General features: G+C 71.8%; 27 protein-coding genes. 20 read left to right on the top strand and 7 right to left on the bottom strand.

The annotated features are described in order from the left end of the window. Nucleotides 1-180: 180 nt before the first annotated feature. The 5 genes from QM621_RS10750 to QM621_RS10770 all read left to right on the top strand — a co-directional run bounded on the left by QM621_RS10750 (nucleotide 181) and on the right by QM621_RS10770 (nucleotide 2,546). Entirely contained in the window at nucleotides 181-495 is a 315-nt protein-coding gene (locus tag QM621_RS10750) for a hypothetical protein (RefSeq protein ID WP_414990376.1), read from the top strand. 78 nt (nucleotides 496-573) lie between these two features. Next, nucleotides 574-1,044: an MsnO8 family LLM class oxidoreductase gene (locus QM621_RS10755; protein ID WP_414990377.1), complete on the top strand. Its 471-nt coding sequence runs from the start codon at nucleotides 574-576 to the stop codon at nucleotides 1,042-1,044. Continuing rightward, the gene (locus tag QM621_RS10760) at nucleotides 1,038-1,592 is read left to right on the top strand and encodes an LLM class flavin-dependent oxidoreductase (RefSeq protein ID WP_414990378.1); all 555 of its coding nucleotides are present in this window, start codon (nucleotides 1,038-1,040) and stop codon (nucleotides 1,590-1,592) included. The genes QM621_RS10755 and QM621_RS10760 overlap by 7 nt, the downstream gene beginning before the upstream one ends. 82 nt (nucleotides 1,593-1,674) lie before the next feature. Next, nucleotides 1,675-1,971 carry an ATP-dependent Clp protease adapter ClpS gene (gene clpS / locus QM621_RS10765; RefSeq protein WP_414990379.1) on the top strand — a complete coding sequence of 99 codons (297 nt, stop codon included), beginning with the start codon at nucleotides 1,675-1,677 and terminating at the stop codon, nucleotides 1,969-1,971. Then, the gene (locus QM621_RS10770) at nucleotides 1,968-2,546 is read left to right on the top strand and encodes a DUF2017 domain-containing protein (RefSeq protein WP_414990380.1); all 579 of its coding nucleotides are present in this window, start codon (nucleotides 1,968-1,970) and stop codon (nucleotides 2,544-2,546) included. Before clpS ends, QM621_RS10770 begins: the two co-directional genes overlap by 4 nt. Before the next feature lies 1 nt (nucleotide 2,547). Here the strand turns inward: QM621_RS10770 and QM621_RS10775 are convergent, their stop codons facing one another. Next, the gene (locus tag QM621_RS10775) at nucleotides 2,548-3,426 is read right to left on the bottom strand and encodes a hypothetical protein (protein ID WP_414990381.1); all 879 of its coding nucleotides are present in this window, start codon (nucleotides 3,424-3,426) and stop codon (nucleotides 2,548-2,550) included. Nucleotides 3,427-3,538: 112 nt separating this feature from the next. Here QM621_RS10775 and QM621_RS10780 point away from each other — a divergent pair, with 112 nt between their 5' ends. From QM621_RS10780 to QM621_RS10800, 5 genes are read left to right on the top strand one after another with little or no spacing between them, the layout of a single operon-like run. Further along, nucleotides 3,539-3,997, top strand: coding sequence for a Mov34/MPN/PAD-1 family protein (locus QM621_RS10780; RefSeq protein ID WP_414990382.1), 459 nt, complete (start codon nucleotides 3,539-3,541; stop codon nucleotides 3,995-3,997). After that, nucleotides 3,997-4,272: a MoaD family protein gene (locus QM621_RS10785; RefSeq protein WP_414990383.1), complete on the top strand. Its 276-nt coding sequence runs from the start codon at nucleotides 3,997-3,999 to the stop codon at nucleotides 4,270-4,272. The genes QM621_RS10780 and QM621_RS10785 overlap by 1 nt, the downstream gene beginning before the upstream one ends. Nucleotides 4,273-4,276: 4 nt before the next feature. Further along, nucleotides 4,277-5,227, top strand: a complete 951-nt coding sequence (locus QM621_RS10790; protein WP_414990384.1) for a PLP-dependent cysteine synthase family protein — start codon at nucleotides 4,277-4,279, stop codon at nucleotides 5,225-5,227. Between the two features lie 35 nt (nucleotides 5,228-5,262). Beyond that, entirely contained in the window at nucleotides 5,263-6,084 is an 822-nt protein-coding gene (gene murI, locus QM621_RS10795) for a glutamate racemase (protein ID WP_414990385.1), read from the top strand. Continuing rightward, nucleotides 6,081-6,839: an MBL fold metallo-hydrolase gene (locus tag QM621_RS10800; RefSeq protein ID WP_414990386.1), complete on the top strand. Its 759-nt coding sequence runs from the start codon at nucleotides 6,081-6,083 to the stop codon at nucleotides 6,837-6,839. The genes murI and QM621_RS10800 overlap by 4 nt, the downstream gene beginning before the upstream one ends. 13 nt (nucleotides 6,840-6,852) lie before the next feature. Here the strand turns inward: QM621_RS10800 and QM621_RS10805 are convergent, their stop codons facing one another. Next, nucleotides 6,853-8,967: an acyltransferase family protein gene (locus QM621_RS10805; RefSeq protein ID WP_414990387.1), complete on the bottom strand. Its 2,115-nt coding sequence runs from the start codon at nucleotides 8,965-8,967 to the stop codon at nucleotides 6,853-6,855. Between the two features lie 78 nt (nucleotides 8,968-9,045). Here QM621_RS10805 and rph point away from each other — a divergent pair, with 78 nt between their 5' ends. Both rph and rdgB read left to right on the top strand, forming a co-directional pair. Next, entirely contained in the window at nucleotides 9,046-9,777 is a 732-nt protein-coding gene (gene rph / locus QM621_RS10810; RefSeq protein ID WP_414990388.1) for a ribonuclease PH, read from the top strand. Next, the gene (gene rdgB, locus QM621_RS10815) at nucleotides 9,777-10,391 is read left to right on the top strand and encodes an RdgB/HAM1 family non-canonical purine NTP pyrophosphatase (RefSeq protein WP_414990389.1); all 615 of its coding nucleotides are present in this window, start codon (nucleotides 9,777-9,779) and stop codon (nucleotides 10,389-10,391) included. Before rph ends, rdgB begins: the two co-directional genes overlap by 1 nt. 13 nt (nucleotides 10,392-10,404) lie before the next feature. On the opposite strand, the gene QM621_RS10820 is transcribed toward rdgB, so the two are convergent. Then, a complete protein-coding gene (locus tag QM621_RS10820) occupies nucleotides 10,405-11,508 on the bottom strand; it encodes an LCP family protein (protein WP_414990390.1) in 1,104 nt (367 codons plus the stop codon). A gap of 39 nt (nucleotides 11,509-11,547) precedes the next feature. On the opposite strand from QM621_RS10820, the gene QM621_RS10825 reads away from it, so the two are divergent. Continuing rightward, on the top strand, nucleotides 11,548-13,050 hold the full coding sequence (locus QM621_RS10825) for an LCP family protein (RefSeq protein WP_414990391.1): 1,503 nt from the start codon (nucleotides 11,548-11,550) through the stop codon (nucleotides 13,048-13,050). Between the two features lie 13 nt (nucleotides 13,051-13,063). On the opposite strand, the gene QM621_RS10830 is transcribed toward QM621_RS10825, so the two are convergent. Continuing rightward, nucleotides 13,064-13,729, bottom strand: coding sequence for a TIGR03089 family protein (locus QM621_RS10830; protein ID WP_414990392.1), 666 nt, complete (start codon nucleotides 13,727-13,729; stop codon nucleotides 13,064-13,066). Then, nucleotides 13,726-14,412, bottom strand: a complete 687-nt coding sequence (locus tag QM621_RS10835) for a 2-phospho-L-lactate transferase CofD family protein (protein WP_414990393.1) — start codon at nucleotides 14,410-14,412, stop codon at nucleotides 13,726-13,728. The genes QM621_RS10830 and QM621_RS10835 overlap by 4 nt, the downstream gene beginning before the upstream one ends. Before the next feature lie 102 nt (nucleotides 14,413-14,514). On the opposite strand from QM621_RS10835, the gene QM621_RS10840 reads away from it, so the two are divergent. The 3 genes from QM621_RS10840 to QM621_RS10850 are packed head-to-tail and all read left to right on the top strand — an operon-like array spanning nucleotide 14,515 to nucleotide 18,994. Then, nucleotides 14,515-14,769 (top strand): WhiB family transcriptional regulator, encoded by a 255-nt coding sequence (locus QM621_RS10840; RefSeq protein WP_414990394.1) that lies wholly within the window; start codon nucleotides 14,515-14,517, stop codon nucleotides 14,767-14,769. Between the two features lie 32 nt (nucleotides 14,770-14,801). Next, a complete protein-coding gene (locus tag QM621_RS10845) occupies nucleotides 14,802-17,621 on the top strand; it encodes a glycosyltransferase (protein ID WP_414990395.1) in 2,820 nt (939 codons plus the stop codon). Further along, nucleotides 17,618-18,994, top strand: a complete 1,377-nt coding sequence (locus tag QM621_RS10850; protein ID WP_414990396.1) for a DUF5719 family protein — start codon at nucleotides 17,618-17,620, stop codon at nucleotides 18,992-18,994. Before QM621_RS10845 ends, QM621_RS10850 begins: the two co-directional genes overlap by 4 nt. A 32-nt stretch (nucleotides 18,995-19,026) precedes the next feature. Here the strand turns inward: QM621_RS10850 and QM621_RS10855 are convergent, their stop codons facing one another. Then, entirely contained in the window at nucleotides 19,027-19,503 is a 477-nt protein-coding gene (locus QM621_RS10855; protein ID WP_414990397.1) for a metallopeptidase family protein, read from the bottom strand. 50 nt (nucleotides 19,504-19,553) lie between these two features. Between QM621_RS10855 and QM621_RS10860 the strand changes: the two genes are divergently transcribed. The 4 genes from QM621_RS10860 to QM621_RS10875 are packed head-to-tail and all read left to right on the top strand — an operon-like array spanning nucleotide 19,554 to nucleotide 23,319. After that, complete coding sequence (locus QM621_RS10860) at nucleotides 19,554-19,886, top strand: DUF3499 domain-containing protein (RefSeq protein WP_414990398.1); 333 nt, start codon at nucleotides 19,554-19,556, stop codon at nucleotides 19,884-19,886. A gap of 23 nt (nucleotides 19,887-19,909) precedes the next feature. Continuing rightward, nucleotides 19,910-21,262, top strand: a complete 1,353-nt coding sequence (locus QM621_RS10865) for a phosphomannomutase/phosphoglucomutase (protein WP_414990399.1) — start codon at nucleotides 19,910-19,912, stop codon at nucleotides 21,260-21,262. Nucleotides 21,263-21,269: 7 nt separating this feature from the next. Next, nucleotides 21,270-21,554, top strand: coding sequence for a hypothetical protein (locus QM621_RS10870; RefSeq protein ID WP_414990400.1), 285 nt, complete (start codon nucleotides 21,270-21,272; stop codon nucleotides 21,552-21,554). Nucleotides 21,555-21,603: 49 nt separating this feature from the next. After that, entirely contained in the window at nucleotides 21,604-23,319 is a 1,716-nt protein-coding gene (locus QM621_RS10875) for a hypothetical protein (RefSeq protein WP_414990401.1), read from the top strand. A 277-nt stretch (nucleotides 23,320-23,596) separates the two neighbouring features. Here the strand turns inward: QM621_RS10875 and QM621_RS10880 are convergent, their stop codons facing one another. Next, nucleotides 23,597-25,663 (bottom strand): prolyl oligopeptidase family serine peptidase, encoded by a 2,067-nt coding sequence (locus tag QM621_RS10880; protein WP_414990402.1) that lies wholly within the window; start codon nucleotides 25,661-25,663, stop codon nucleotides 23,597-23,599. Between the last annotated feature and the right edge of the window lie 36 nt (nucleotides 25,664-25,699).

Here is a 25,699-nt window from a genome sequence, read left to right on the forward strand (position 1 = left end):
ACAGGGGGACTTCTCCCATTGACGATCCTCGGAAACCGGGCGACGTTGGTGTCCCGGTAGCTCCGTGAGGGAGCTGTGACGAGAGGAGTCAGCGATGGAGACAGGTAGTCGTCGAGGTGGGATGGTGACGCCCGGCGTCGGCCGCGTCGTGTCGAGTGTCATCGGGCTGGCCGCGGTGGTGTGTCGCTGGTCGCGTGCGCCGCCGTGGAGGGCGAGCCCGACATCGTTGGAGTGTGGTCGCCGGACGATGGGACCGGCGTCAAGACCATCAACGACAACGGCTCGTGCTCCGGCATGTATTACAACCAGGGTCAGCCCCTCGACATCGGCGGCGTCGCGACCTGCTCGTTGAGCGACGGGACGAGCGGCGAGCACGTCATGGTGGTGCGACAGCCGCCCAACGAGCGGACTTATCGAGTGGAGTTCGACGGCGATGACACGATGGTCCTCAAGGACGACTCCGGCGGCGTGATCGTGACCCTCACGCGTCAGTGACCATGCGTGAGTGGGGGTCCGCAGGTGATGGCGCCGAGTTGAGGGAAGCTCTCACGGGCTCTCGTCGTTGATGAGGGCGTGAGGCTCTCCCTGCTCGACCTTCTCCCCGTCCGTGCCGATCAGCGCACGCGTGACGCGCTGGCCGTCAGCGTCGCGACCGCTCAGGCCGCCGACCGGCTCGGTTTCGAGCGGTACTGGGTGGCCGAGCACCACAACATGCCGTCGGTCGCGGCGACCAGCCCGCCGGTGCTCATCGCGATGCTCGCGGCGGCCACCGAGCGGCTGCGGATCGGGTCGGGCGGGGTCATGCTGCCCAATCACGCGCCGCTCGCGGTCGCCGAGCAGTTCGCGCTGCTGGAGGCCGCGCACCCGGGCCGGATCGACCTCGGCATCGGTCGCGCGCCCGGCTCTGACCCCGTCACCTCGGTGGCGTTGCGCGGCGCGGCCGGGCGCGACGACACCGACGTCCAGCGCTTCCCGCAGTACCTCGACGACGTGATGGCGCTGATGAGCCCCGACGGCGTGGGCGTCGCCGGGACTATGTGCTGAAGGCGACCCCGGCGGCCGCCTCGGTCCCGGCGCTGTGGCTGCTCGGCTCGTCGATGTACTCCGCTGAGCTGGCCGCCGCGAAGGGACTGCCGTACGTCTTCGCGCACCACTTCTCCGGTCATGGGACCGAGGAGGCGTTGGCGCACTACCGGAGCCACTTCACGCCGAGCGAGCTGTGCGCCGAGCCGACCACGTTCTTGACGGTCAACGTCGCGGTGGCTGAGACCGACGCGGAGGCGCGGGAGCTGGCCCGCCCGAACGCGGTCAACATGGCGCTGCTGCGATCAGGGCTGCCGATGCGTCCGCTGGCGTTGGCCGGCGACGACGACGAGTTGCCCGAACGGCTGGAGCCCCTCGTCGCGGCGCAGCTCCGCAAGGGCGGCGTCGGAACCCCCGACGCGGTGGCGGCCCACCTGACCGAACTGGCCGACCGTTTCGGCGTCACCGAGGTCATGCTCCACCCCACCGTCTCCGAGCACGTCGGCGTCGACCCCGCCGCAGCCCCCGCCCGCCTGGCCTCCTTCGACCTCCTCCGGGCCGCCCTCTAGCCAGATTTGCTGGCTTATCCACCATTCGTCGGCAGGGGAACGGTGGATAAGCCAGCAAATCTGGGTGTAGCACAATGGGGGCGTGACCACCGCCGCGCCGACTCAGCACCTCGACAGCGAGGTCGCCGAGGACCTGTCCGTCGATCGGCCGTGGGTCACCATCGTCTGGAACGACCCGGTCAACCTGATGAGCTACGTGTCGTTCGTCTTCCGCAGCTACTTCGGCTATTCCGAGGAGAAGGCGAACACGCTCATGCTCGCGGTGCACGAGGAGGGCCGCGCCGTCGTGGCCAGCGGCGGCCGCGAGGAGATGGAGCGCCACGTGCAGGCCATGCACGACTACGGGCTCTGGGCCACCGTCGGCAAGGACGACCAGTGACGCCCTTCCGCCGCCGTCGTCGCGGCAAGATCCTGGCCGTCTTCGAGCCCGGCGAGGCGGCGCTGCTGGCCAACCTCGCCCGACAGCTCGTCGAGCTGCTGCGCGACCGTCACGGCGAGGCGGTGGCCGACGCCGACCCGCTGGCCGCGCAACTCGGCCTCAACGGCCCGAGCCTGCCGCCGGAGGACCCCGTGCTGCGCCGGCTGCTGCCCGACGCCTACCACGACGACGCCGAGGAGTCCGGCGAGTTCCGTCGCTACAGCGAGCAGGCGCTCACCGCCGCGAAGGTCGGCAACGCCGAGGCGGTCATCGCCGCGCTGATCGTCGGCGGCTTCGACCCCGACGAGTTGGGGGTCGCCGAGCCGGTCGAGGTGGAGCTCGGCCCCGAGGCGGCGATGTCCTGGCTCAAGTCGCTCACCGACCTCCGCCTCGCCATCGCCGTGCGTGTCGGCATCGAGGACGAGGACGACGCCGACCTGATCGTTCACTCCGACGACGAGCAGGCGGTGGCGATGGTCGAGGTGTACGAATGGCTCGGCTACGTCCAGGAGACCCTCGTCGCCGTGCTCGGCTGAGTCAGAGGCCGAGGTCGTCGAGGGACGTCGCGGTGCCTGCGACTTCGATCCAACGGTTCAGCCGATCCAAGTCGGTGGTGCTGATGATCTGCTCACGGATGGCTTCAGGAACCGCGACACCTCGCACGTCGAGGACTTTCAGGACAGCCTCGGCCACCCCTTTGAGGTAGCCCTTCTCATGGAGCTCCTGGAACTCGTCGCTGAGCCAGACGCGTGGGATGGCGGTCGTGCTCATGTAATCCCTCCAAGCCGTAGATGTGGGTTCGGGCATGACGGCGTTGATGACGTCATGGTAGGCGATCGCGCGGTCGGTTCCCAGCCTGCCGACCAGTGAGGCCAAGGCGGCGTCGATGGCAGGGAACGCCTGGAGCAGTTGGGAGTCCCGGTGGTGGGCGAGCGCCGCCAAGACGGTGAACTCCGGGTCGCGGGCGGCCGCGTCGGGGTCGACGACCAGCGGCAGGTCGTCCGGCGTGACGATCAGCGGACGCAGCAGCGAGCTGATCCCGTCGTCCTCCAACGTCGACCGATACCGGGCGGCGACCCTCGGGTCGGGGCAGTAGACGATCAGGGCCGCCGGGACCCGCGTCTCGTATTGGAGATGGGCGAGGTAGAGCCGCCAGGTCTGTCGTTTGTCGTCGTCCCAGGAGCGTTGCGCCTCGAAGACGACGGAGAGCACCGGCTCGCCGTCGGCGTCGTGATAGACGAACGCGGCGTCGGCGTGGACGGTGCGCGGGGTCATCGTCCGCGAGGTCTCCGCGAAGGCCGTCGCGCTGGCACACGCCGACACGTCCACGCCGAACAGGCGGCCGAGGAGGTCGGTCGCCAACTGCGGGGCGAGGCGCATCAACTCGATGGCGGCCTCGTGCTCAGGTGAGGGCATGAGCCCACCTCAGCGGGAGACGAGGATTTTGTCACCCGCTTTGTCCACAGGCCGCGACCACGGAGCGGACGGCGGGACCGCCAGGGGGAGTCCGGCGATAGACTCGGGGACCGTGTTGACCATCGAACGGGCCATCGTGGACGCGATCATCGCGCACGCCCGCCGCGATCATCCCGACGAGGCGTGCGGCGTCGTCGCCGGGGCCTTCGGGTCGGACCGGCCGACCCGTCACGTCGAGATGGTCAACGCCGCCATGTCGCCGACGTTCTACGAGTTCGACTCCGGCGACCTGCTGCGGCTCTACCGCGAGATGGACGACCGCGACGAGGAGCCCGTCGTCATCTACCACTCGCACACCGCCACCGAGGCGTACCCGTCGCGCACCGACGTCAACCTCGCCTCGGAGCCGAACGCCCACTACGTGCTCGTCAGCACCGCGGGCGGCGCCCACGAGTCCGGCCCCGTCGACGTCCGGTCCTATCGGATCACCGGTGGCGAGGTCGCTGAGGAAGAAGTCGTGATCGTCGAGCGTTATGACGACGACACCCCCGAGCAGAAGGCAGAAGTCTGATGGCCATCGAGGTCCGCATCCCCACGATCCTGCGCTCCTACACCGGAGGCGAGCGGGCCGTCGAGTCCTCCGGCTCCACGGTCGCCGAGCTCGTCGACGCGCTGGAGGCCGCCCATCCGGGCGTCAAGGAGCGCCTGGTCGAGGACGGCGCCGTCCGCCGCTTCGTCAACATCTACGTCAACGACGAGGACATCCGCTTCACCGGCGCGCTGGAGACCGCGGTCGCCGACGGCGACACCGTCGTCATCCTGCCCGCCGTCGCCGGCGGCCAGTGAACCGGTGACCCGTCACGCGAGTCTGATCGACAGCGTCGGCTCGACCCCGCTGGTGGGGTTGCCGACGCTGTCGCCGTCGGCGGACGTGCGGCTGTGGGCCAAACTGGAGGACCAGAACCCCACCGGATCGATCAAGGACCGCGCCGCGCTCAACATGATCCTCACCGCCGAGGCGGAGGGACGGCTGACGCCCGGCTGCACCATCCTCGAGCCGACCAGCGGCAACACCGGCATCTCCATGGCGATGGTCGCCAAGCTGCGCGGCTACCGCATGATCTGCGTGATGCCGGAGAACACCTCCGAGGAACGCCGTCAGCTGTTGCGCATGTGGGGCGCGGAGATCATCTCCTCGCCCGCCGCCGGAGGGTCGAACGAGGCGGTGCGGGTCGCCAAGGGCCTGGCCGCCGAGCATCCCGACTGGATCATGCTCTACCAGTACGGCAACCCGGCCAACGCCGACGCGCACTACCGCGGCACCGCGCCGGAGATCCTCGCCGACCTGCCCGAGGTGACGCACTTCGTCGGCGGCCTCGGCACCACCGGCACGCTCATGGGCGTCGGCCGGTTCTTCAAAGAGCACAAGCCCGACGTGCGCATCGTCGCCGCCGAGCCGCGCTACGGCGAGCTCGTCTACGGCCTGCGCAACATGGACGAGGGCTTCGTGCCGGAGCTGTACGACGAGTCGGTCATCGACGCGCGCTTCTCGGTCGGCCCCCGCGACGCGGTGCGCCGGGTGCGCGAGCTGATCGACTCCGAGGGGATCTTCGCGGGCATCTCCACCGGTGCGATCCTGCACGCCGCGCTAGCCCAGGCGGCGAAGTCGATCAAGGTCGGCGAGTCCGCCGACATCGTCTTCGTCGTCGCCGACGGCGGCTGGAAGTACCTCTCGACCGGCGCCTACGAGGGCACGCTCGACGAGGCCGAGGACGCGCTCGACGGCCAGCTCTGGGCCTGAGACCGCGCGGAGCCGGGACGGGTTAGTCTCGGGGGGTGGCGGACGCACCGATCGGCATCTTCGACTCTGGCTTCGGCGGCTTGACGGTCGCCCGAGCCGTGCTCGACCAGTTGCCGCACGAGCCGGTGCTGTACCTCGCCGACACCGCCCGCCAGCCCTATGGCCCCAGGCCGATCTCGCAGGTGCGAGAGTACGCGCTGGAGTGCCTCGACCAACTGGTGGAGCAGGGCGTCAAGGCGCTCGTCATCGCCTGCAACTCCGCCAGCGCCGCCGTGCTGCGCGACGCCCGCGAGCGCTACGACGTGCCGGTCGTGGAGGTGATCGTCCCGGCCACCCGGCGCGCCGTCAACGCCACCCGCAACGGCCGGGTCGGCGTCATCTGCACGACCGCCACCGCGACCTCGCGCGCCTACGACGACGCCTTCGCGGCCAACCCGGGCATCCAGTTGCACACGCGCGCCTGCCCGCGGTTCGTGGAGTTCGTCGAGGCGGGCGTCACCGGGGGAGACGAGCTGATGGCGGCGGCTGAGGAGTATCTGGCGCCGCTCAGAGAAGTCGGCGTCGACACGTTGGTGCTCGGATGCACCCACTATCCGCTGCTGACCGGCGTACTCTCCTACGTCATGGGCGACGCGGTCACATTGGTCTCCAGCGCCGAGGAGACCGCCAAGGACGTGTACCGGCTGTTGGCGCGCGAGGGCCTCGCCCGCGACACCGCGCTGCCCGCCCCGCGCCACCGCTTCCTGACCACCGGGGACCCGGAGAGCTTCGCCGCGCTCGGCCGACGCTTCCTCGGGCCGGTGGTCGATCTGGTCGAGGGGTTCACGCCCGCCGCACACCGGGAGGTCCACGTATGAAGCTCACGATCGTCGGGTGCGCGGGGTCGTATCCGGGACCCGACTCGGCGGCCAGCTGCTATCTCGTCGAGGCCGAGCAGGACGGGCGCGTGTGGCGGCTCGTGCTCGACATGGGCAACGGCTCGCTCGGCCAGCTGCACCGCTACATCGACCCGCGCGGCATCGACGCGGTCGCGCTGAGCCATCTCCACCCCGACCACTGCATCGACCTCGTGAGCCTCGTGGTGCTCGCGAAGTACCACCCGCAGGGCCCCTACGACCGGGTCAAGGTCATCGCCCCGCGCGGCGGCGAGGAGTACCTGGCGGCCGCGGGCGGCCCGGGCGGCGAGCCGCCCCTCGACGCGCTCACCTTCGGCGTCTGGGAGGACGAGCCGGAGCAACAGCTCGGCCCCTTCTCGATCCGAGTCGCCCCGGTCAAGCACCCGGTGCCGGCGTTCGCGATGCGCATCCAGGCCGGCGACTCGGTGCTGGTCTACTCCGGCGACACCGGCCCGACCGAGGCGCTCGACGAGTTGGCCGCCGACGCCGACGTGTTCTTGTGCGAGGCGTCCTTCGTGGAGTCGGCGGTCAATCCGCCCGACCTGCACCTGACCGGCAAGGAGGCCGGCGAGTGCGCGCTGAAGGCCGACGTCGGGCGGCTGCTCATCACGCACATCCCGGACTGGACCGACGCCGACGAGGTCGAGTCCGACCTGCGCGCCGTCTACGACCGCGCCTACGTGATGGTCAAGCCGGGCGACAGCTTCGAGTTCTGAGCGAGCGCGCCGCTCAGCGGCCGCGCGGGCGGAGCAGCGTCGTCGGGGCCTCGCCGGGCTTCGGCGCGCCGGAGGCGGCGGCGTCGAAGTCGTCGCCGAGGGTCGCGTCGAGCGTCAGCCGGGGGAGTTGCACGCGCCGTTCGTCGAGCTGGCGGGCCAGTATCGGCGCTAGCGTCCGTCCGTAGGACTTGGAGAGGTGGTTGTAGTCGATGTACAGGGCGACGTTGCCGATCCTTCCGCGACATGCGCCGTCCGGGCACAGCCACGGGGTGAAGTCCACGTGCGCGACGTTGCCGCCGAGGGCGAGGGCGGGATTGGAAGCGGCCAGATGCCCGGCGGCGTCGACCGAGCAGTTCGGATCCCGGAGGGCGCAGTCGTACATGCTGGACTCGAAGCGGGGGTTGTCGCGCACGCCGATCACCTCGATGCCGGCCGACGACAGGCCGGAGACGACCTCGTCGACCCCGACGATGAGGCGTTCGTCCTCGGCGGGGAAGGTCTTGGTGGTGACGAGGTACACGGCCTCGGGGTGGACGGCGAGCGCGTACTGAAGCGCGGCGCGACGCCACTCCTCGCATCCTTCGGCCTTGGCGGGCTCCCCGAACCCCATCGCGCAGGCCCCCCTGAGCAGGAAGACGACGTTCCACCCTTCGCGCTCCGCCACGTCCACGAGCGGCCCGGAGAGCTGCTGGACGTGGGAGTCGCCGATGGCCAGGACGGTCTTGGCGTCGGGGTCGGGCCCGGCCGTCCGGTGGCAGTTCTCAGCGAGTTCGGGAGCCTCGGGGAGCCACTTCCCGTCACAGGGCAGATTCCCGCCGACCCATTCGTCGTCGAGTTGGGTGGGCAGCGGGGTCAGCGGCAGACTTTGGTCGAGCGAGCCCTGGTCGGGGTCGTCGAGCCAGGCGGCCCCCGGGTACTGCTGGTCGAGGTCGTGCTCGATCTGGGCGTCGAGCGCCTCGGTCCGCCGCTCGACATGGGAGGTCCAGACCGTCAGGGGAACGCTGACGACCACCACCGCGAGGCCGATCACGACGGAGGGCCGCCACTGCCTCGCGGTCGCAGTGGCGAACGCCGTGACCGGCTGTTCGACGTCGCGCGAGAGGACGCGGGCGAGGACGAGCGAGATCGCCACGATGGCGACGCCGTCCACGAGGCCGACCGTCGTCTTGCCGGTGATCACCCGGTAGGTGATGAGCACCGGCCAGTGGACGAGGTAGAGGGCGTAGGCGCTCTGACCGAGCGCCAGCAGCGGTCGTGTCGACAGGAGCCGACCCGGACCGCCTCGAGTCGGCTCGACGCCGGAGACGATGACGAACGCGGTGCAGAGGATCGGCCAGAGTGCCAGGTAGCCGGGGAAACCGCCCTGGACGTCGATGACGATCCCGCACAGGACGACGCCCGCGACGCCGGTCCAGCCGAGCAGTGCGCGGACGACGGCGGGCAGACGCAGCCGAGGCAGCGCGAGCGCGACGAGCGTGCCGGCCGCGAACTCCCAGAGTCGAGCGCGGGTGTCGAAGTAGGCGAACACCTGGTCGGTGTGGGTCGTGACGACGGAGAAGGCGAGGGAGGCGACGAAGATGATCGTGAAGACGATGAGGAGCGCCCGGACGATCAGGTGGCGGTGTCCGCGCAGCGCCGACACGACCACCGCGATGAGCAGCGGCCACAGCAGGAACACCTGTCCTTGGACCGACAGCGACCAGAAGTGCTGCAAGGGGCTCGGCGTGGCGCTCGCGCGCGCGTAGTAGTCGACCTCGGCGAAGGCGAGCGACCAGTTCTGGACGTAGAACAGGCTCGCCCAGGCTTCCTCCCATAGGCGCGGCCAGGACGACTCCGGGAAGACGAGGTAGGCGGTCGCCAGCATGCCGAGAAGGGTCACGACCGCCGCGGGCAGCAGCCGGGCGAAGCGGCGTAGCCAGAAGGCCCCCAGCCTCAGCGGCTGGCCCGACGTGGCCCGACGAGTCAGCGACAGAGTCAGGAAGTACGCCGAGATCATCAAGAAGACGTCGACGCCGCCGGAGACCCGGCCGAACCACACGTGATAGGCGACCACCAACACGATGGCGAGGGCCCGCAGGCCGTCGATGTCGTGGCGATGCGCGGGCGTCGCGGGGGAGGAGTCGGTCATGATCGCGCCCTGACGATACGGGTTCGGATGCCATGAGGGCAAAATTGCGCGGTCGGCGCCAGGCTCTAGGCTCGGGACATGACCACTCGTGAGGACGGCCGCGCCGTCGACCAGCTGCGTGAGATCCGGATCCAGCGGGGGTGGCTCGACCACGCCCAGGGGTCGTGCTTGATCGAGTTCGGCAAGACCCGCGTGCTGTGCGCGGCGGCGGCGGTCGAGGGCGTGCCGCGCTGGCGCAGGGGCAGCGGCCTCGGCTGGGTCACCGGCGAGTACGCGATGCTCCCGCAGGCCACCCACGAGCGCTCCGGACGCGAGTCGGTCAAGGGCAGGGTCGGCGGGCGCACGCACGAGATCTCCCGCCTCGTCGGCCGTTCGCTGCGCGCCGTCGTCGACACCGCCGCGCTCGGAGAGAACACGATCACCGTCGACTGCGACGTGCTGCAGGCCGACGGCGGCACCCGAACCGCCGCGATCACCGGCGCCTACATCGCGCTGGCCGACGCGGTGTCCCACTTGAAGAAGATCGGCGCGACCACCGGCGAGCCGCTGAAGGACTCGGTCGCGGCGGTCAGCGTCGGCATCGTCGACGGCGTGCCGATGCTCGACCTGCCCTATGTCGAGGACGTGCGCGCCGAGACCGACATGAACGTCGTGATGACCGGCTCGGGGTCGTTCGTCGAGGTGCAGGGCACCGCCGAGGGCGCCCCCTTCGACAAGGCCGAGCTGGACGCGCTGCTCGACCTCGCCGCCACCGGCTGCGCGCAGCTGACCCGTTGGCAGCACGAGGCGCTGCTGGGGACGCTCGGCTGATGACTGACCAGCGTCTCGTCCTCGCCTCCAACAACGCCAAGAAGCTCGACGAGCTGCGTCGTATCGTCGCCCCGCTCGCCCCGGAGCTGACGATTCTGGGCCTGTCCGACGTCGCCGCCTACGACGAGCCGGCCGAGACCGAGCCCACTTTCGTCGGCAACGCGCTCATCAAGGCGCGCGCCTGCGTGGCCGCGACGGGCCTGCCCGCGCTCGCCGACGACTCCGGCCTGTGCGTCGACGAGTTGAACGGCATGCCGGGCGTGCTGTCGGCCCGCTGGGCGGGCGTGTCCGGCGCGGCCAAGGACGCCGCCAACAACGCGCTGCTGCTCGGCCAGCTGTCCGACACGCCCGACGAGCGGCGCAGCGCCCGCTTCGTCTGCGTCGTCGCGCTGTGCTTGCCCGACGGCACGGAGATCGTCGAGCGGGGCGAGATGCCCGGACGGGTGCTGCGTGCCGAGCGCGGCGCGGGCGGCTTCGGCTACGACCCGCTGTTCGCGGCCACCGGCCACGACGTCTCGACCGCCGAGCTCGACCGCGCCGAGAAGGACCGGATCAGCCACCGGGGCCGCGCCCTCGCCGCGATCGTCCCGCGCGTCGTCGCGGCGCTCGCCTGAGCGACTCGCGGCCTCAGGCGGCGGGCAGGCCGTCGGGCGTGCACAGGCCGCCCACGTCGCCGACGTCGCCGGCGGCGATCATGCTGAACAGCTGTCCGGCCCGGTCGCTGTCCCACCGCACCGAGAAGTCCGCCAGCGGGACGGTGCAGTTGAGGCCTCCTTCGCCCATCGCCGAGCTCATGCCCTGTGCGAAGCGGAGCAGGTCGACGAAGCCGACGTCGTCGCCGATGGTCAGCGACGAGGCCGCGCCGCGGTTGATGCCCCAGTAGCGGAACGGGTTGACGACGCTCCACGGGCTCTTCAGCTTCGACGCCAGCGAGCCGATGACCTCGCGCTGGGCCTGGACGCGCTGTATGTCGGAGGTGGCGTAGGTCTGGCGCGAGCGCGAGTAGCCGAGCGCGGTCTTGCCGTCGGCCTCCTGGCAGCCGGCCTCCAGGTCGATGCCGGCCTTCGGGTCGTCCATCGCGGACTCCGGGCAGATCTCCACGCCGCCGACCGCGTCGACGACGTTGACCAGGCCCCCGAGGCCGATCTCCACGTAGGCGTCGATGAAGAGGCCGGTGGCGTTCTCGACGGTCTCCACGAGCAGCTTCGGCCCGCCGTAGGCGTAGGCGGCGTTGACCTTGGTGGTGCCGTAGCCGGGCACCTCGAGCAGCGAGTCGCGGGGGATGGACAGCAGCATCGCCGGGCCGCCGCCGACGTGCAGGATCATGATCGTGTCGGTGCGGGCGCCGCTGTCGGAGCCGGTGGCGAACTCGGCCTGTTGCTCGGGGGTCAGGCCCTCGCGGCTGTCGGAGCCGACGACGAGATAGGTCATGCCCGGGCCGTCCTCGGGGCGTTCGCCGTCGGGCGCGGCGTCGACCTTCGAGGTGGTCTGGACGGCCCAGATCGGCGTCGCGACGAGGAAGACCAGCCAGGCGGCGAGCAGGCCGAGCGCGATCCGTCCCCAGCGCACCCCCCTCCTCCCGCCGGACGACCCGCCGCGCGCGGCCCGTCGGGAGCGTCCGGGCGGCGGCAGGTTCGGCGGGGGCAGCGCCGAGGGGGGCGTCGGGGCCGGGCGGCGGGAGGGCGGGTCGTCGTACAGCCAGTCGTAGGACCCGTCGTTCGACTGAGGCATGGCTATGACGGTAGCGCCTGTCTGCCATCATGAGGCCTTATGCCCCAGGATCGCCGCCGTCGCCCGCCCGCCCGTCGGGCGGCTGTCGTCGCGCCGTCGAGCGGTGTGCAGTTCCGGCGCGCCCTCTCGCTCACGGTGATGACGCTGGTGGCCCCCGGCTTGGCCCAGATGGTCGCCGGTCATCGCCGGATCGGCCGGATCGCGTTGCGGATCTGGGCCGCTCTGCTCGCACTGGTCGTGGTCGTCGCGGTCGTCGCGTTCACCTCGCGCTCGACGTTTTTGAGCCTGGTCCTCGACCAGCGGCTCAACACGCTGGGCCGGTGGATCCTGGTGGTCCTCGCGATCGGCTGGGTGGCGCTGCTGATCGACGCGTGGCGGCTGAGCGCACCGCTGTCGCTCGTGCGGTGGCAGCGGCTCGGCATCACCTGCGTCAACGGCATGCTGTGCGTGGCGATCATCGCGACGTCGGTGTTCGCCGTGCGGGTGCTCGCGGCGCAGAACCGGCTGGTCGACGAGGTGTTCTCCGGCGACGAGGTCGCCGAGGAGGCCGAGGGCCGCTACAACGTCTTGCTGTTGGGCGGCGACGCGGGCGCGGACCGATGGGGTCTGCGGCCGGACTCGATCAACGTGGCGAGCGTCGACGCGAACACGGGCCGGACGGTGATGGTCGGTCTGCCGCGCAACCTGCAGGGCGCGGTCTTCCCCGAGGGCACGCCGATGCACGACGAGTTCCCCGACGGCTTCGACTGCGACGACTGCATGCTCAACGGGGTCTACACCTGGGCGATGGACCATACGGAGCTTTTCGAGGGCGTCGACGACCCGGGCACCTACGCCACCCGGCAGGCGGTCGAGGCGACGACGGGTCTGGAGATCAGCTACACCGTGATGATCGACATGGCCGGGTTCTCCCAGCTGGTCGACGCGGTCGGCGGGGTGACGATCAACGTCAAGGAGCGCACCGCGTTGGCGGGCATCAACGACGCGGTGGAGCGGTGGCTCGAGCCCGGCCAGCACAAGCTCAACGGCGACGAGGCGCTCTGGTACGCGCGCACCCGTAAATACGACGACGACTTCGCGCGCATGGGGCGTCAGAAGTGCGTCATGAACGCGATGCTGTCGCAGCTCAGCCCGCAGAAGGTGCTGATGAACGTGCAGGACATCGCCGATTCCGGCGCGGCGATCCTCACCTCGGACATTCCGGCGTCCGAGCTCGACCGGTTCGCCGACCTGGCGTTGAAGGCCCGGGGTCTTCCCATCGCCACGGTGTCGCTGGTGCCGCCGGCGGTCGACACGGCCGACCCCGACATCGACGAGGTGCATCGCATGATCGCCGACGCGATCGCGGCGTCGGAGGCGGCCGACGAGGCGGCGAAGGACGAGGACGAGAGCCCGTCGCGCCCGGTGTCGGCGTTCGAGATGGTCGCCCCGGCGTTCCCCGCCTCGCCGACCGACGCGGAGGAGTCCTCGGGCGATCCAGAGGACGACGAGAACAGCCCCGAGCAGTCCAACGCCTCCGAGGACCTCGCCTCCACCTGCTAGGCGGCGTGCGGGGTCACCCGCGTTCGGCGCGCTCCTGCGCCGTGACTTTGTCCAGGTCGGCCGGACCGCCGCCGCAGGCGAGGACGAGGGAGCCGCCGCCGAGACAGGCCGCCACCACCAAGGAGACGTCGCGTTCCAGAGGGCCGGGGCCGACCACGAGACGACGCGCGTCGGGGGTGGTCGCGGCCAGCAGCTCCGCGTGCGTGGCGCGCAGGTCCGGCAGGTCGGCCGCGAGGTCGTCGGCCTCGGGCTCGTCGAGGCTCAGCAGGATGTCCGGCTGACTGGGGATCTCGACCCCCAGATCGTGAAAGCCTTCGGGCGGCTCCGGGAAACGCACCCCGAACGGAAGCAGCGCCGACGCCGCGCGGAAGGGCTCCTCGCCGGACAGCTCCGGCCCGCTCACCCCGACCTCGGCGTCCGCTGCGGCCACCACCGCGCCCGCCTGCCAGCACGACAGCAGCCACACCAGACGCAGCCAGTGCGTCGGCAGGCCGACCCGCACCCGAGTGCCCGGCTCGACGTCGGCCTCCTCGGTGAGGAAGTTCGCGGTCTTCGCCACCCAGTTGGCGGTGGTGGCCCCGCTCAACTCGACCCGCTCGCCGGTGTCCAGGTCGTAGTAGGTGATCAGCGGGGCCGACGGGGCGACCCGGCCGGCCAGGCCCGCCAGCGTGTCGCTCATTCGGCGTCGTCGCGCGGCGTGGTCACCGCGCGCAGCAGTTCGGCCACCCCCGCGTCGGTGACGTCCACGAACCGGGCGCCCGGCGCCTTCTCGGCGACCGCCGCGACCGCGTGGTCGATCACCGGCCCATGGCCCATCACGGCCACCGTCGCCTGGTGCGAGGCCTCGACCGCCGCGACCACCTCGTCGCTCACCGACCAGCCCAGCGCGACCATCGACGGCTCCGGTCTCTCGCCGACCGGCAGCGAGGCGCGGTGCTCGTCGTAGTGCACGGCGCGGCGCTCCTCGTCGGCCTCGCTGACCACGACGCGCATCTCGCCCCGGTCGTCGCTCAACGGCAACAGCGTGAACGGCAACTCGCGCCGCTCGGCGAGCGCCGTGATGGCCTGGGTCAGCGTGAAGTCGGCGTGCAGCAGCTCGGTGCGCATGATGCGCAGTGCGATCTCGTCGTCGTGGGTCTGGCTCCACGCCGCGCCGAAGCCCAGGTCCTCCAGCGCGCGGGCGACGCCGTAGGTGGGCTCCTGGCCGGGAACGGTAAGAAAAGCATCAAGATCCGGGCAGCGTTTGAGACCGTCGGACCAGGAGTCCCGGGTGGTCGGGGAGATCACCGTCAATTCGCAGCGGGAGGCGAGTTCGAGGGCTAAACCGACGCCGTCGGAACCGGACAACAAGGCAAGTCGCATGGCCACCATCGTGCCGCACGCGCGGGCCGCCGTGCCGCCGTGTTGGTTAATCTCAGGTTTCGGGCTTGACGCGTGTCGCTCGTGCGGGATGTAATCACAGGCATGTCATTTGATCGGGGATTGCTGGACGGCGACGCCGAGGAGCTCCTGTGGCAGGAGCGGGCCCTGTGCGCGCAGACCGACCCTGAGGCGTTCTTCCCCGAGAAAGGCGGCTCGACGCGCGAGGCCAAGCGCGTCTGTCTGACCTGCGAGGTGCGCGGAGAGTGCCTCGACTACGCCCTGCAGAACGACGAGCGCTTCGGCATCTGGGGCGGTCTGTCCGAGCGTGAGCGGCGCAAGCTGAAGAAGCGCGCCTAGAAGTCGCGTTCGGACCCGGTCCAGTAAGGTCCATGACCATGGACGCCGAGCAGGTCGAACCCGTGTGGCGCAGCGCCCCGCCGACGGTGGCTGCGGTTCTCGTCTCCCATGACGGAGCCGCCTGGCTGCCCAAAGTGCTGTCGTCGCTGGCGGGTCTCAGTTACGCCCCGACCGCCTGGCGGGCGGTCGACGTCAGTTCGACCGACGGCTCGGCCGACCTCCTTCGCCGCTCCTTCGGTTCCGAGCGCATCACCTACGCGCCCTCGGGCACCGGCTTCGGCGAGGCGGTCCGTCTCGGCTTGGCCGAACTGCCGCGCACCGACTGGATCTGGCTGCTCCACGACGACATGAACGTCACGCCGGGGGTGCTCGCCGCGCTGCTCGACGAGGCCACCGCCGCGGACGACGTGGCAGTCGTCGGGCCGAAGATCCGCGAGTGGCCCTCGCTGCGCCGTCTCCTGGAGGTCGGCATCGGCATCACCGGAACCGGCTCGCGCGAGACCGGCCTGGAGACCGGCGAGCCCGACGCGGGACAGCATGACTGGGCCGAGGACGTGCTCGCGGTCAACACCGCCGGAATGCTCGTGCGCCGCGACGTGTGGGACGAACTCGGCGGCCTCGACCCCGTTCTCCCGCTGTTCGCCGACGACCTCGACTTCGGCTGGCGGGTCAACCGCGCCGGCTACCGGGTGCGGATCGCGCCGTCGGCCGTCGTCTTCCACGCCGAGGCGAGCCAGCGGTATCTGCGCGAGGTCAGCGCGGGCGACCCCGCCCGTTACGAGCGGCGTCGCGCTCAGATGTTCACTGTGCTGGCGAACTCCTCCACCCGGCGTTTCCTCTGGCAGTACGTACGGTTCTTCTTCGGCTCGCTGCTGCGCTTCGTCGGCCAGCTGATCGCCCGCTATCCCGAGGGCGCCGCCGACGAGCTGCTCGCGATGCGGGCGGTCTACCTGCGTCCCGGCCGGCTCAAGAAGGCGAGATTGGCGCGGCAGTCGACCGCCAAGGTCCCGCACGGCCACATCGCCCACCTGTTCCCGCATTGGTGGCTTCCCTATCAGCACAACTGGGACGTGCTGATGGAGATGGTCCGCGCGGCGGTACGGCCTGAGACCGTCGAGACGGTCGGGCGACGCAGCCACGGCGGCGAGGGCGGCCTCGACGACATCGAGCTGATCGAGTCGCCCTCCCTGTGGCAGCGCCACCCGTGGATGACCGCCGTCCTGCTGTTCACCGCCGTCGCGCTGGTCGCCGGGCGCGGCCTCGGCTTCGGCGTGTCGGGCGGCGCGCTGCTGCCGACTCCGGAAACGGCGGGCGGATGGTGGTCGCTCGTGCTCACCGGCGCCCGCGACGCCGGCCTTCCGTCGCTTGCGCTCGCGCCGCCTTACGTCCTCCTTCTGGCCTTCGCGGGCACGCCGCTGTGGTTCGCTCCTCAGATGCTCGTCTGGGTGCTCCTGGTGCTCGCCCCGGTGCTCGCCGCGCTCACCGCGCACCGGCTCGGCCGCGTGCTCAGCGGCCAGCGTCCCGCGCGCATCGCCTGGGCGCTGTCCTATGGGTTGGTCGTCGCGGTCGGCGGGACGATCGAGCAGGGTCGGCTCGGCACGACGGTCGGTCTGGTCGTCGCCCCCGTCATCGTCAACGCGGCGCTGCAGCTGATTTCGCTCCCGCAGTGGCAGAAGGCCTTGTGGCTGGGGATCTGGATCGCCGTCGGCGCGGCCTTCGCCCCGGCGCTGTTCCCGCTGACCCTCGTCGGGCTGGCAGCCGCGGTCGTCGCGCTGCGTGGCGCGGGGAACGTCCGGACGGTCGCGGTCAGGGCGCTCTGGGCGTCGGGCATCGCCGCGATCCTGCTCGGCCCGTGGATGTGGGAGCGCGCGCTGCGCCCGTGGAGAGTGTGGTGGGACGCCGGGATGCCGGTCTCGGCCGACTCCCGTCTCGTCGCCGACCTGCTCTCGGGGGCGGGCCCCGCGCCGTGGTGGATCGGCGTGACCGTCGTGCTGCTCGGCGTCGCCGCGCTCGTCCCGGCCGCGACGCGGGCCCGCGTCGGCTGGGCCTGGGGCGTCGCGCTGCTGGGCGCGGTCGCGGCGGTGTTGAGCCAGGCGGTCCGTTTCACGACCTTGAGCGGTGAGTCCGGCGTCGCGCCCACGACGGCGCTCGGCGCGGGCCTGTTCCTCGGCGGACTGTTGGCGGCCGTGCTGCTGGCCGCCGACGAGGTGGAGTTCCTGCCGCGCCGTCTGGTCGTCGTCGTGACGGCCGCGACCTTGGTCTTCCCGCTGCTCGCGGCCGGTTTCTGGCTCGTGCGCGGCGTCGACGACCCGCTGCAGGACCGGTCCAGCGCCATCGTCCCGGCCTATCTGGCCGAGCGCGAGGGGTCGACCTTGGTGGTCGACGGCGACCTGGAGACCGGCGTTCGCTACAAAGTCGTCGCCGACGACGGCGACCGCCTGGGCGAGGAGGCGATGGTGCGGGACACCGAGGACGCCGAGCGCGTGCGCGAGGCCGTCGACCACCTGCTGAGCGCCCCGTCGGAGGCCGATGTCGAGGCGTTGCTCGCGACGGGCGTCAGCGCGGTCTACATGCCCGACGCCGACGAGGAGCTGACCGCTCGCGTCGACAGCGCGCCGTCGATGCTCCCGGCGGGCAGCGAGAGCCCCACGTCGCGGGTCTGGACGATCGAGGGCGACAGCGCCGACGTGACGCGCGGCGTCGCCCTATGGCGGGTCGGCCTGGGCGGCGTGCAGGTGCTCCTCTGGGTCGTCGCCGTCGTGCTGACGGCTCCGGTGCGTCGTCGCCCCGAGCCGCAGGCCGACGTCGAACCGGTCGACGACGCTCCCGTCGGGGAGGCGGTGATCCGATGAGCCGCCGCAAGCAGGTCTCGCGTCGGAACGCGGTCGGCGAGCTGGTCCCCTTCGGGATCCCGGTCGTCGTGGTCGCAGTCGTCGTGGTCGGCGTGCTCGTGGGACCGTCCGCGCCGCCGACCGTGAGCCCGCACGACGTCGAGGTCGTGTCCTCGGCGTCGGCCTGCCCGGCGCTCGAGGGTCTGGGCGTGTCGGTCGGCCAGGCGGTGCCCGGCGAGGGCACCACCCTCACGCCGCTCGCCGAGGACGCCGAGCCGGTCGACGCGGCGGCCGACGCGTGGACCCCGGCGGCCGTGGCCGGCGGCGCCGTCGTGCGGCAGACCGGCGACGGCGGCGGCGTCGCCTTCGCCTCCGGCGTGCTCACAAGCGGCGGGGGCCTGGCCGTGTCGGCATGCCCACGCGTCGCCGACGAGTCCTGGTTCGTCGGCGCAGGCACCTCGGAGCGCCGCTCGACGGCGATCCTGCTGACCAATCTCGCCGACGTCCCCGGCGTGGTCGACGTCGAGCTGTGGAGCCCGGCCGGCCGGTTGGACGCCATCGGCGGCGACGGCATCGCGGTGGCCGCCGGCGAGACGCGCGTGGTGCAGGTCGGCGACCTCGCCGTCGGCGCCGAGGACGTCGCGGTGCATGTGACCCGTCGGCGCGGCGCGGTCGCCACGGCCTTCCTCGACGCCTCGACCGCGGGCCTGACCGGCTCCGAGCTCGTGCCGTCGAGCGGCGTCCCCTCCACCGAGACCGTCCTGCCCGGTGTGGCCGCCGGGGGCACCCGCGTGCTGCTCGTCGCCAACCCCGGCGAGGTCGTGGCGACCGTCGAGGTGCGTCAGACCGGCGCCGACGGCGACCTCGTGCCCCTCGGCCTCGAAGCGCTGCAGGTGCCCGCCGAGACCGTGCTGGCGGTCCCGCTGCCGGAGACTGTCGGGTCTGAGGCCACCGCCTTCCGGGTGCTCTCCGACGAGCCGGTGCTGCCGGTCGTCCGCGTGACCTCCTCGCAGACCGACTACGCCTACGCCACGAGCGCCCCGGTGTGGTCCGGTCCGGTCGTGGTGCCGATCGGGCTCGCCGACGGCGCCCGGCGTCCGGTGTTGCACCTGGTCGCCGCCGACGCCGAGTCCGCAGTGACGGTCGAGGTGTTCGACGCGGCGATGAAGTCCGTCGGCTCCACGGCGGTGACCGTCGGCCCGAAGGTGCTCACGCAGGTCGATCTGGCCGACACGGCGCTCTTCGAGTCGCCCGACGTCGCCTACGCGGTCGTCACCGCGAGCGAGCCGGTGCACGGCACGGCGGTCTACCGGGCCGACGACAAGCTGGCGCTGCTGCCGCTCGCCGAAGCCCCCGTCGACGCCCGCGGCCCCCGCGTCCAGCCAGGATTCTGAGTCGGGAGCGTCGACGAGGAACGACCCCAGGATCAGGAGCGGGCGGGGTCGAGGTCGGCGGGGGTGGTGTGCCATGCCTCGGCCAGGGCGTCGACCAAGGCGGTCCAGACGGCCTTCTCCAGTTCGTCGGCGGAGCGGGAGCGGCTCAGCGGCAGCCGGTAGAGCACCACGCGGACCGGCTCCTCGGCGACGTGCCAGGTAGGGATGGGCTCGGACCAGCCGTCCGGCAGCAGCGGCGCCTCCTCCACCACGATCTCGACGTCGCCCCCGTGATGGCGGAAGTGCGGGTCGAGCAGGGTCAGCGCCTCGGCGACCAGGCGGTCGAAGGCCTCCCGGCGGGTGCGGTGGATCGGCAGGCTCGACGGCGAGAGCGGCCCCGGCAGCGCCATCGGCCCCCGCAGTCCGCGTCCGCGCCGGTCGCGCAGGCGTCCGGGGCGGGGCCCGACGATCACCGGATCGAGTCCGGGGCCGACGAAACGGCGTCGCCGGGGAGGATGCGCGGGAGACACGAGGCGAGCCTAACGGTCGACGTGAGGCGGGGCGGGGTAGTCTCGCGGGCGTGAGTGTCCGTCGCTGTACTCGAGCTGGCTGCCCCCGCGCGGCGACCGCCACCCTCACCTATGTCTACGCCGACCAGATGGCCGTCATCGGCCCGCTGGCGTCGTCGGCCGAGCCGCACAGCTACGACCTGTGCGGCGAGCACGCGACGCGGCTGTCGGTGCCCCAGGGGTGGAACGTCATCCGCCGCGAGATCGACCCGGCCGCCGCCGCGCCGTCGCACGACGACCTCCTCGCGCTCGCCGACGCCGTGCGCGAGGCCGGACGCGACCCCCGCACGGCCGCCGATGCCGAAACGACGGGCGGCCTGCGTGTGGTCCGGCCGCGTGACTGAGGCCGCCCTCTAGGATCGACCCCATGCACGCTCGCTTCAGCGCCGTCACCAAGGCCTACGACGTCCGCGGGACCACTCCCGACCAACTCGACGCCTCCCTGGCGCTGGCCTTCGGCCGGGCCTACGCCCGCGAAGTCGGCGTCGCCGGCGGCGGAGGGGCGGTGGTGGTCGGCCACGACATGCGCGACACCTCGCCCGAGCTCGCCGGCGCCATCGCCGACGGCGTGCGCGCCGAGGGCGGCGACGTCGTGATGGTCGGCTTCGCCTCGACCGACATGCTCTACGCCGCCTCCGGCCGCCTCGACCTGCCCGGCGTGATGGTCACCGCCAGCCACAACCCGGCCGGCTACAACGGTTTCAAAGTGTGTCGGGCGGGCGCGCGGCCGATCGGTTTCGACACGGGCCTGTCGGCCATCGCCGAGGTCGCCTCCGAGCTGCTCGACGAGCCCGCGCCGGAGCCGCGCGGCACGCTGACCGAACGCGACTTCCTGTCCGAGTACGCCGATCTGGTGGTCGGGCTCGCCCCGGTTTCCGGACGACGCCTCACCGTGGCGGTCGACGCGGGCAACGGCATGGCCGGTCACACCGCCCGCGCCGTGCTCGACCAGCTCGACGTCGACGTGCTCCCTCTGTACTTCGAGCTCGACGGGACTTTCCCGAACCACGAGGCCAACCCGCTCGACGCCAGCACGCTCGTCGACCTCCAGGCGGCCGTCCGCGAGCACGGCGCCGACCTCGGCCTCGCCTTCGACGGCGACGCCGACCGCTGCTTCGTGGTCGACGAGCGCGGCGAGCCGGTCTCTCCGTCGGCGATCACCGCGCTCATCGGCGCGCGCTATCTGGCCGCCCAGCCCGGCGCGACGATCCTGCACAACGCCATCTGCTCCAAGGCGGTGCCCGAGATCGTCGCCGAGCGCGGCGGCACGGCGGTGCGCACCCCGGTCGGCCACTCGCTCATCAAGGCCGAGATGGCCCGCACCGGCGCGGTCTTCGGCGGCGAGCACTCCGGCCACTTCTACTTCCGCGACTTCTACCTGGCCGACTCCGGCATGCTGGCCGCGCTGCACGTCATGGGCGCGCTGGCCGAGAGCGACCGCCCTGTCTCGGCGCTGATGGCCGAGTTCGAGCGGTACGCCGCCTCCGGGGAGGTCAACAGCACCGTCGCCGACGCGTCCGCCGTCATCGAGGAGCTGGCCCAGGCCTACGCCGACCACCCGCAGGACCGGCTCGACGGGCTCACCGTCACCGGCCCCGACTGGTGGTTCAACGTCCGTGCCTCCAACACCGAGCCGTTGCTGCGGCTCAACGTCGAGGGCGACGACGAGCAGGTCATGGCCCGCGTCCGCGACGAGGCGCTGGCCGTCATCGGTAAGTGAGACGGGCGTGCCCGACATCTATTTCGACGAGGCCGACGACGCTTCCGATCTGGTCAAGGCGTTGCAGGCCGAGGGCTACGAGACCAGCCTGCGGGCCGAGGCCTTCGCCGGCGACGACGACGCCGAGGACAAGGCCTGGACGCTGGCCGTGACCCCCTTCGACGACCGCGTGGTCGAGATGGTCGACGTCTACGGCGGCTGGATGCCCGGCGACGAGCGCCTGCCCGTCGACGGCGAGGCAGCGGAGCTGCCAGACGCCCCGCGACGGCGGAAGCGTCCCGACCTGGGCTGAGTCCGGACCGGTCTCGGCGAAGGTGGCCTGATCGGGCTATTGTCGGGCTATGACTTCGCAGCCTCCTATGCAGCCGCCTGTCGGGGCGCCGGTCCAGCCGTCGGCGGCCGTCGCGCCTCAGCAGGTCCAGAACCCCTTCTCCGGCCTTCCGCTCACCGACGTCCTGCGTGACGTCGCGGCGTTGATCCTGTTGATCACGGCCCTGTTCTACGACTGGAGCGAGGGCGACTCCGGCGCCGAACTGTGGTTCGTCGACGTGGCGACGGCCTTCGCGGTCCTCGGACTGCTGCCGTCCTACCTGTCCAAGCTGGGCGTCTTCGGCCCGGCCTGGCAGCAGCGCACCAACGGCCTCATCCGGCTGGGCGCGGCCGTCCCGTACTTCATCAGCGTCCTCGTCGTGGTGATCTTGGACCTGGCCGACGACCGCGGCGTGGGCGTCGGCGTGGGCGTCGGCCTGTTCGCCGCGCTGCTGGCCGCGCAGCCGCGCAAGCACGAGCTGCCGCCCGCCTCGCTCGCCCCGAGCGACCGGATCTGGGTGTACGTCACCGGCGGCCTGGTCGCCCTCGCGGCGCTGTTCAGCCTCCTGTCCACCCTGTTGTTCATCGACGACTTGAACGACGTCGCCGACGCCCCCGAGATCATCGTCTTCGTGCTCGCCGGCGTGCTGTACACGGTGCTGCTCGGCGTCGTGGCGGTCCCGACGCTGCTGGCCAAGCCCGCAGGCGTCGCGCTCACCGGCGGACTGGGCTCGCTGTTCTTGGTGCTCGGCATGTTCCACATCGACGGCCAGAACTCCTCGCAAGTCACCGGCTTCCTCACCCTCCCGATGGGCTGGGAGGGTCTCGACCTGCCCGGCTTCGGCGGCTTCCTGGTGGTCGGCGCGGCTGCGGCCGCGTTCTCGCCGGGCGCCTCGCGCGCCACGGGCGGCGCGACCCACCCGGTCTCGCTGGCCGGCGCGGCCAAGTGGGGCTTCGTGGTGCTGGCGCTGGCCGGCGTCCTGCACCTGCTCGGCGCGGTCTTCCGGGGCATCGTCACCGACGACTTCGACGCTCCGGTGATCGTCACGATCATCTTCTCGGTGCTGATCGTCGGCGTCACCGCGCTCGGCGTGGTCACCACCTCCTCGGAGGGCTCGAAGGTGCTGTCGTTGGCGGCAGCGGGCGGTTACATGGTGCTGACCATCGTGCTCGTCGTCATCGTCGCCATCATCGACGAGGGAGGCGCGGGCTTCGTCACGATGCTCACCAGCGGCTTCGGCTTCGGCTACGGCGACCCGGTCGCCGCCGACACCTGGCTAGGGGCTCTTCTCGTCGGTCTGTTGCTGGCCTTCGCGCTGGTGGGCTTCGGCGGTGTCACGAAGGTGACGAAGAAGGCCTTCGAGAACGCGCAGGCCGCCGGTCCTGCGACGGGCGCCCCGCTGCCCGTCGCCCCGGCCCCGACCGCGCCGATCGTCCAGGCGCCGGCCTCCGCTCCCGCCCCGGCGCCGACGGCTCCCCCGGTCGGCCCGCCGACGTCCGTCGAGCCTCTGGCGGGCGCTCCCGCCCCGGTGGAGCCCCCGGCCGCGCCGGTCGCCGACCCGGTGGTGCAGCGCGCCTCCGACCCGACGGTCTCGCAGGCCGAGCTGGCCGATCTGGTGCAGAACTACCCGCAGGCCCGGGCGGCCGCCGCGCTCAACCCGCAGGCCTATCCGGGCATGCTGGAGTGGCTCGGCCAGCTGAACGACCCGGAGATCAACGCCGCGCTGGCCCAGCGCCAGCAGGGCTGATCGCCTGACCGAAGGCCCCCGCGTCCCCTGTGGACGCGGGGGCCTTCGTCGTTCGCGGGGATTCTGAGCGCGCCTGGCTCACCCTGTGGCCCGATTTCCGCGCGACTTTCCGGCTCACAGCGCCCCGGCAACAGGGCTGATGACAAAGAGCCCGGGGAGGTAGCTCAGCAACCTTACGAGTGGCCTGGGGGTAGCGGAGGAACCTTACGGAGGCGTCGTTGGGTTACTGAGCTACCTTCGCCTCGATCGTTGGGTTGCTGAGGTACCTCCCACGCCCTCAGCCCAGGTGGTCGCGCAGGAACTCGACCTGGAGCAGCTTGAGGTTCTCGGCGACGACCTCTTGCGGGGTCATGTGGGTGACGCCGGACAGCGGCAGGACGGTGTGGGGCTTGCCGGCGGCGAGCAGCGCCGAGGAGAGCCGCAGCGTGTGGGCGGCGACCACGTTGTCGTCGGCGAGGCCGTGGATCAGCAGCAGCGGACGCTCCAACTGGTCGGCCAGCGGCAGCAGTGAGTTGCGGTCGTAGACCTCCGGCTGCTCGTTCGGGTCGCCGAGGTACCGCTCGGTGTAGCAGGTGTCGTAGAGCCGCCACTCGGTCACCGGGGCGCCCGCCACCGCCGCGTGGAAGACGTCGGGCCGCCGCAGCACCGCCAGCGCCGCGAGATAGCCGCCGTAGGACCAGCCGGTGATGCCCACCCGGCTGGTGTCGACGTCGCCCTCGAACCGTTCGGCCACCGCCTCCAACGCCGCGACCTGGTCGTCGAGGGTGACGCCCGCGAAGTCGTGCAGCACCGCGCGCTCCCACGCCGACCCGCGCCCCGGCGTGCCGCGCCCGTCGGCCACGACCACGCAGAACCCTTGGTCGGCCAGCCACTGCGACTCGGCGAAGGCCCGCGCCGACGACCAGACCCGCTGCGCGTGCGGGCCGCCGTACGGGTCCATCAGCACCGGCAGCGGCGTGCCCGGCGTGTGGTCCTGCGGGAACAGCACGGCCGTGCGCAACTCCCGTTCGCCCGCGTGGACCAAGGTCGGCGCGGGGTGGAAGGGCAGCGGCTCGGCGACATTCCCGAGATCGCCCATCGCCTCGCCGCCGGAGTGGACCGTGTGGCGGACCAGCGTCGAGTCGAGCCCGGTCCGGGTGAGGACCACGGTCGAGCCCTCGACGACCGCCCCGTGCACGCCTGGCGCGTCGGTGACCGGCTCGAACGACCCGTCGAAGAAGCAGCGGACCACCTGGACCTCGATCGGCTCCGCCGACGCCGTGACGACCACGTGGTCCTCCTCGACCGACGCCACCGAGCGGATCTGCCAGCCGTCCGGCGACACCGGCTCCCCGTCGATCAGGACGCGCCGCCAGCCCGAGTGGTCCTCCACCGTCATCAGCCGCTCGCCGGCCCACCGCGGCGCCGGACCCAGCTCGACCCACGCCTCGTCGGCCAGCTCGCGCAGCGTCGTCGTCGCGCCGGAGGCGATGTCGACCGACAGCACCAGCGACCGCTTCTGGTCGCGCGAGAGCACTTGCAGCAGCGGCGGTCCGTCCTCGGTCCAGGTGACCCGCCCGAGGTACTCGAAGGCGTCGCGGTCCCACACGACCTCGGTCCGCCGCCCGTCGATGGTGATGTGCCAGAGCGACACGTCGGCGTTCGTCGTGCCCGCCGCCGGATAACGGTGCGCGGTGGCGGGGAGCTCCGGGTGAGCCGGGTCGGCGATATGCCAGACGGGCACCTGCGACTCGTCGTAGCGCTCGACCAGCAGCGACCGGCCGTCCGGCGACCACCAGAAGCCGCGCATGCGCTCCATCTCCTCGGCGGCGATGAACTCCGCCTGCCCCCAGACGGCCCCGTCCCCGCCGGCCACCCGGACCCGCTCGTCGCCGGCCAACTCCACCACCCACAGCGCGCCGTCCTCGGAGTAGGCGACGCGGCGTCCCGTCGGATCGAGCCGGGGGTCGATCACCGCGCCCTCCGACGGCAGCTCGCGCGTGGCCTTCGTGCCGAGATGGGTGGCCCACAGGCGCCCCGACAGTGCGAAGACCGCCCAGCGTCCCGTCTCGTCGACGTCGTAGGAGACGAGCCCGCCGCTGCCCTCGCGCGCCCGCTCGCGCCGTGCCCGCTCGGCCGCCGACATCTCCTCGTCGTCGCCGCCGAGCAGTGCGACTGGGTCGACCAGCAGGGATTCCGCCCCGGTGGCGACGTCGTGCTCCCACAGTTGCCCAGTGCGGGTGAGGCCGTCCGGCGTGCGGATGAAGCGGACCGCGGCCCCGTCCGGCGAGACCGTGACGTTCCGGGGAACGCCGAGCGAGAAACGCAGCGTGCGGGCGGCGAGGCGCGGGTAGGACAAGCTCATAGGAGCATGCAATCACCGGCCGCGCCCGCCCCGTAG

Origin of the sequence: Aeromicrobium sp., from assembly GCF_047606445.1 — a bacterium.
In the GTDB taxonomy this organism is placed as follows: domain Bacteria; phylum Actinomycetota; class Actinomycetes; order Propionibacteriales; family Nocardioidaceae; genus Aeromicrobium.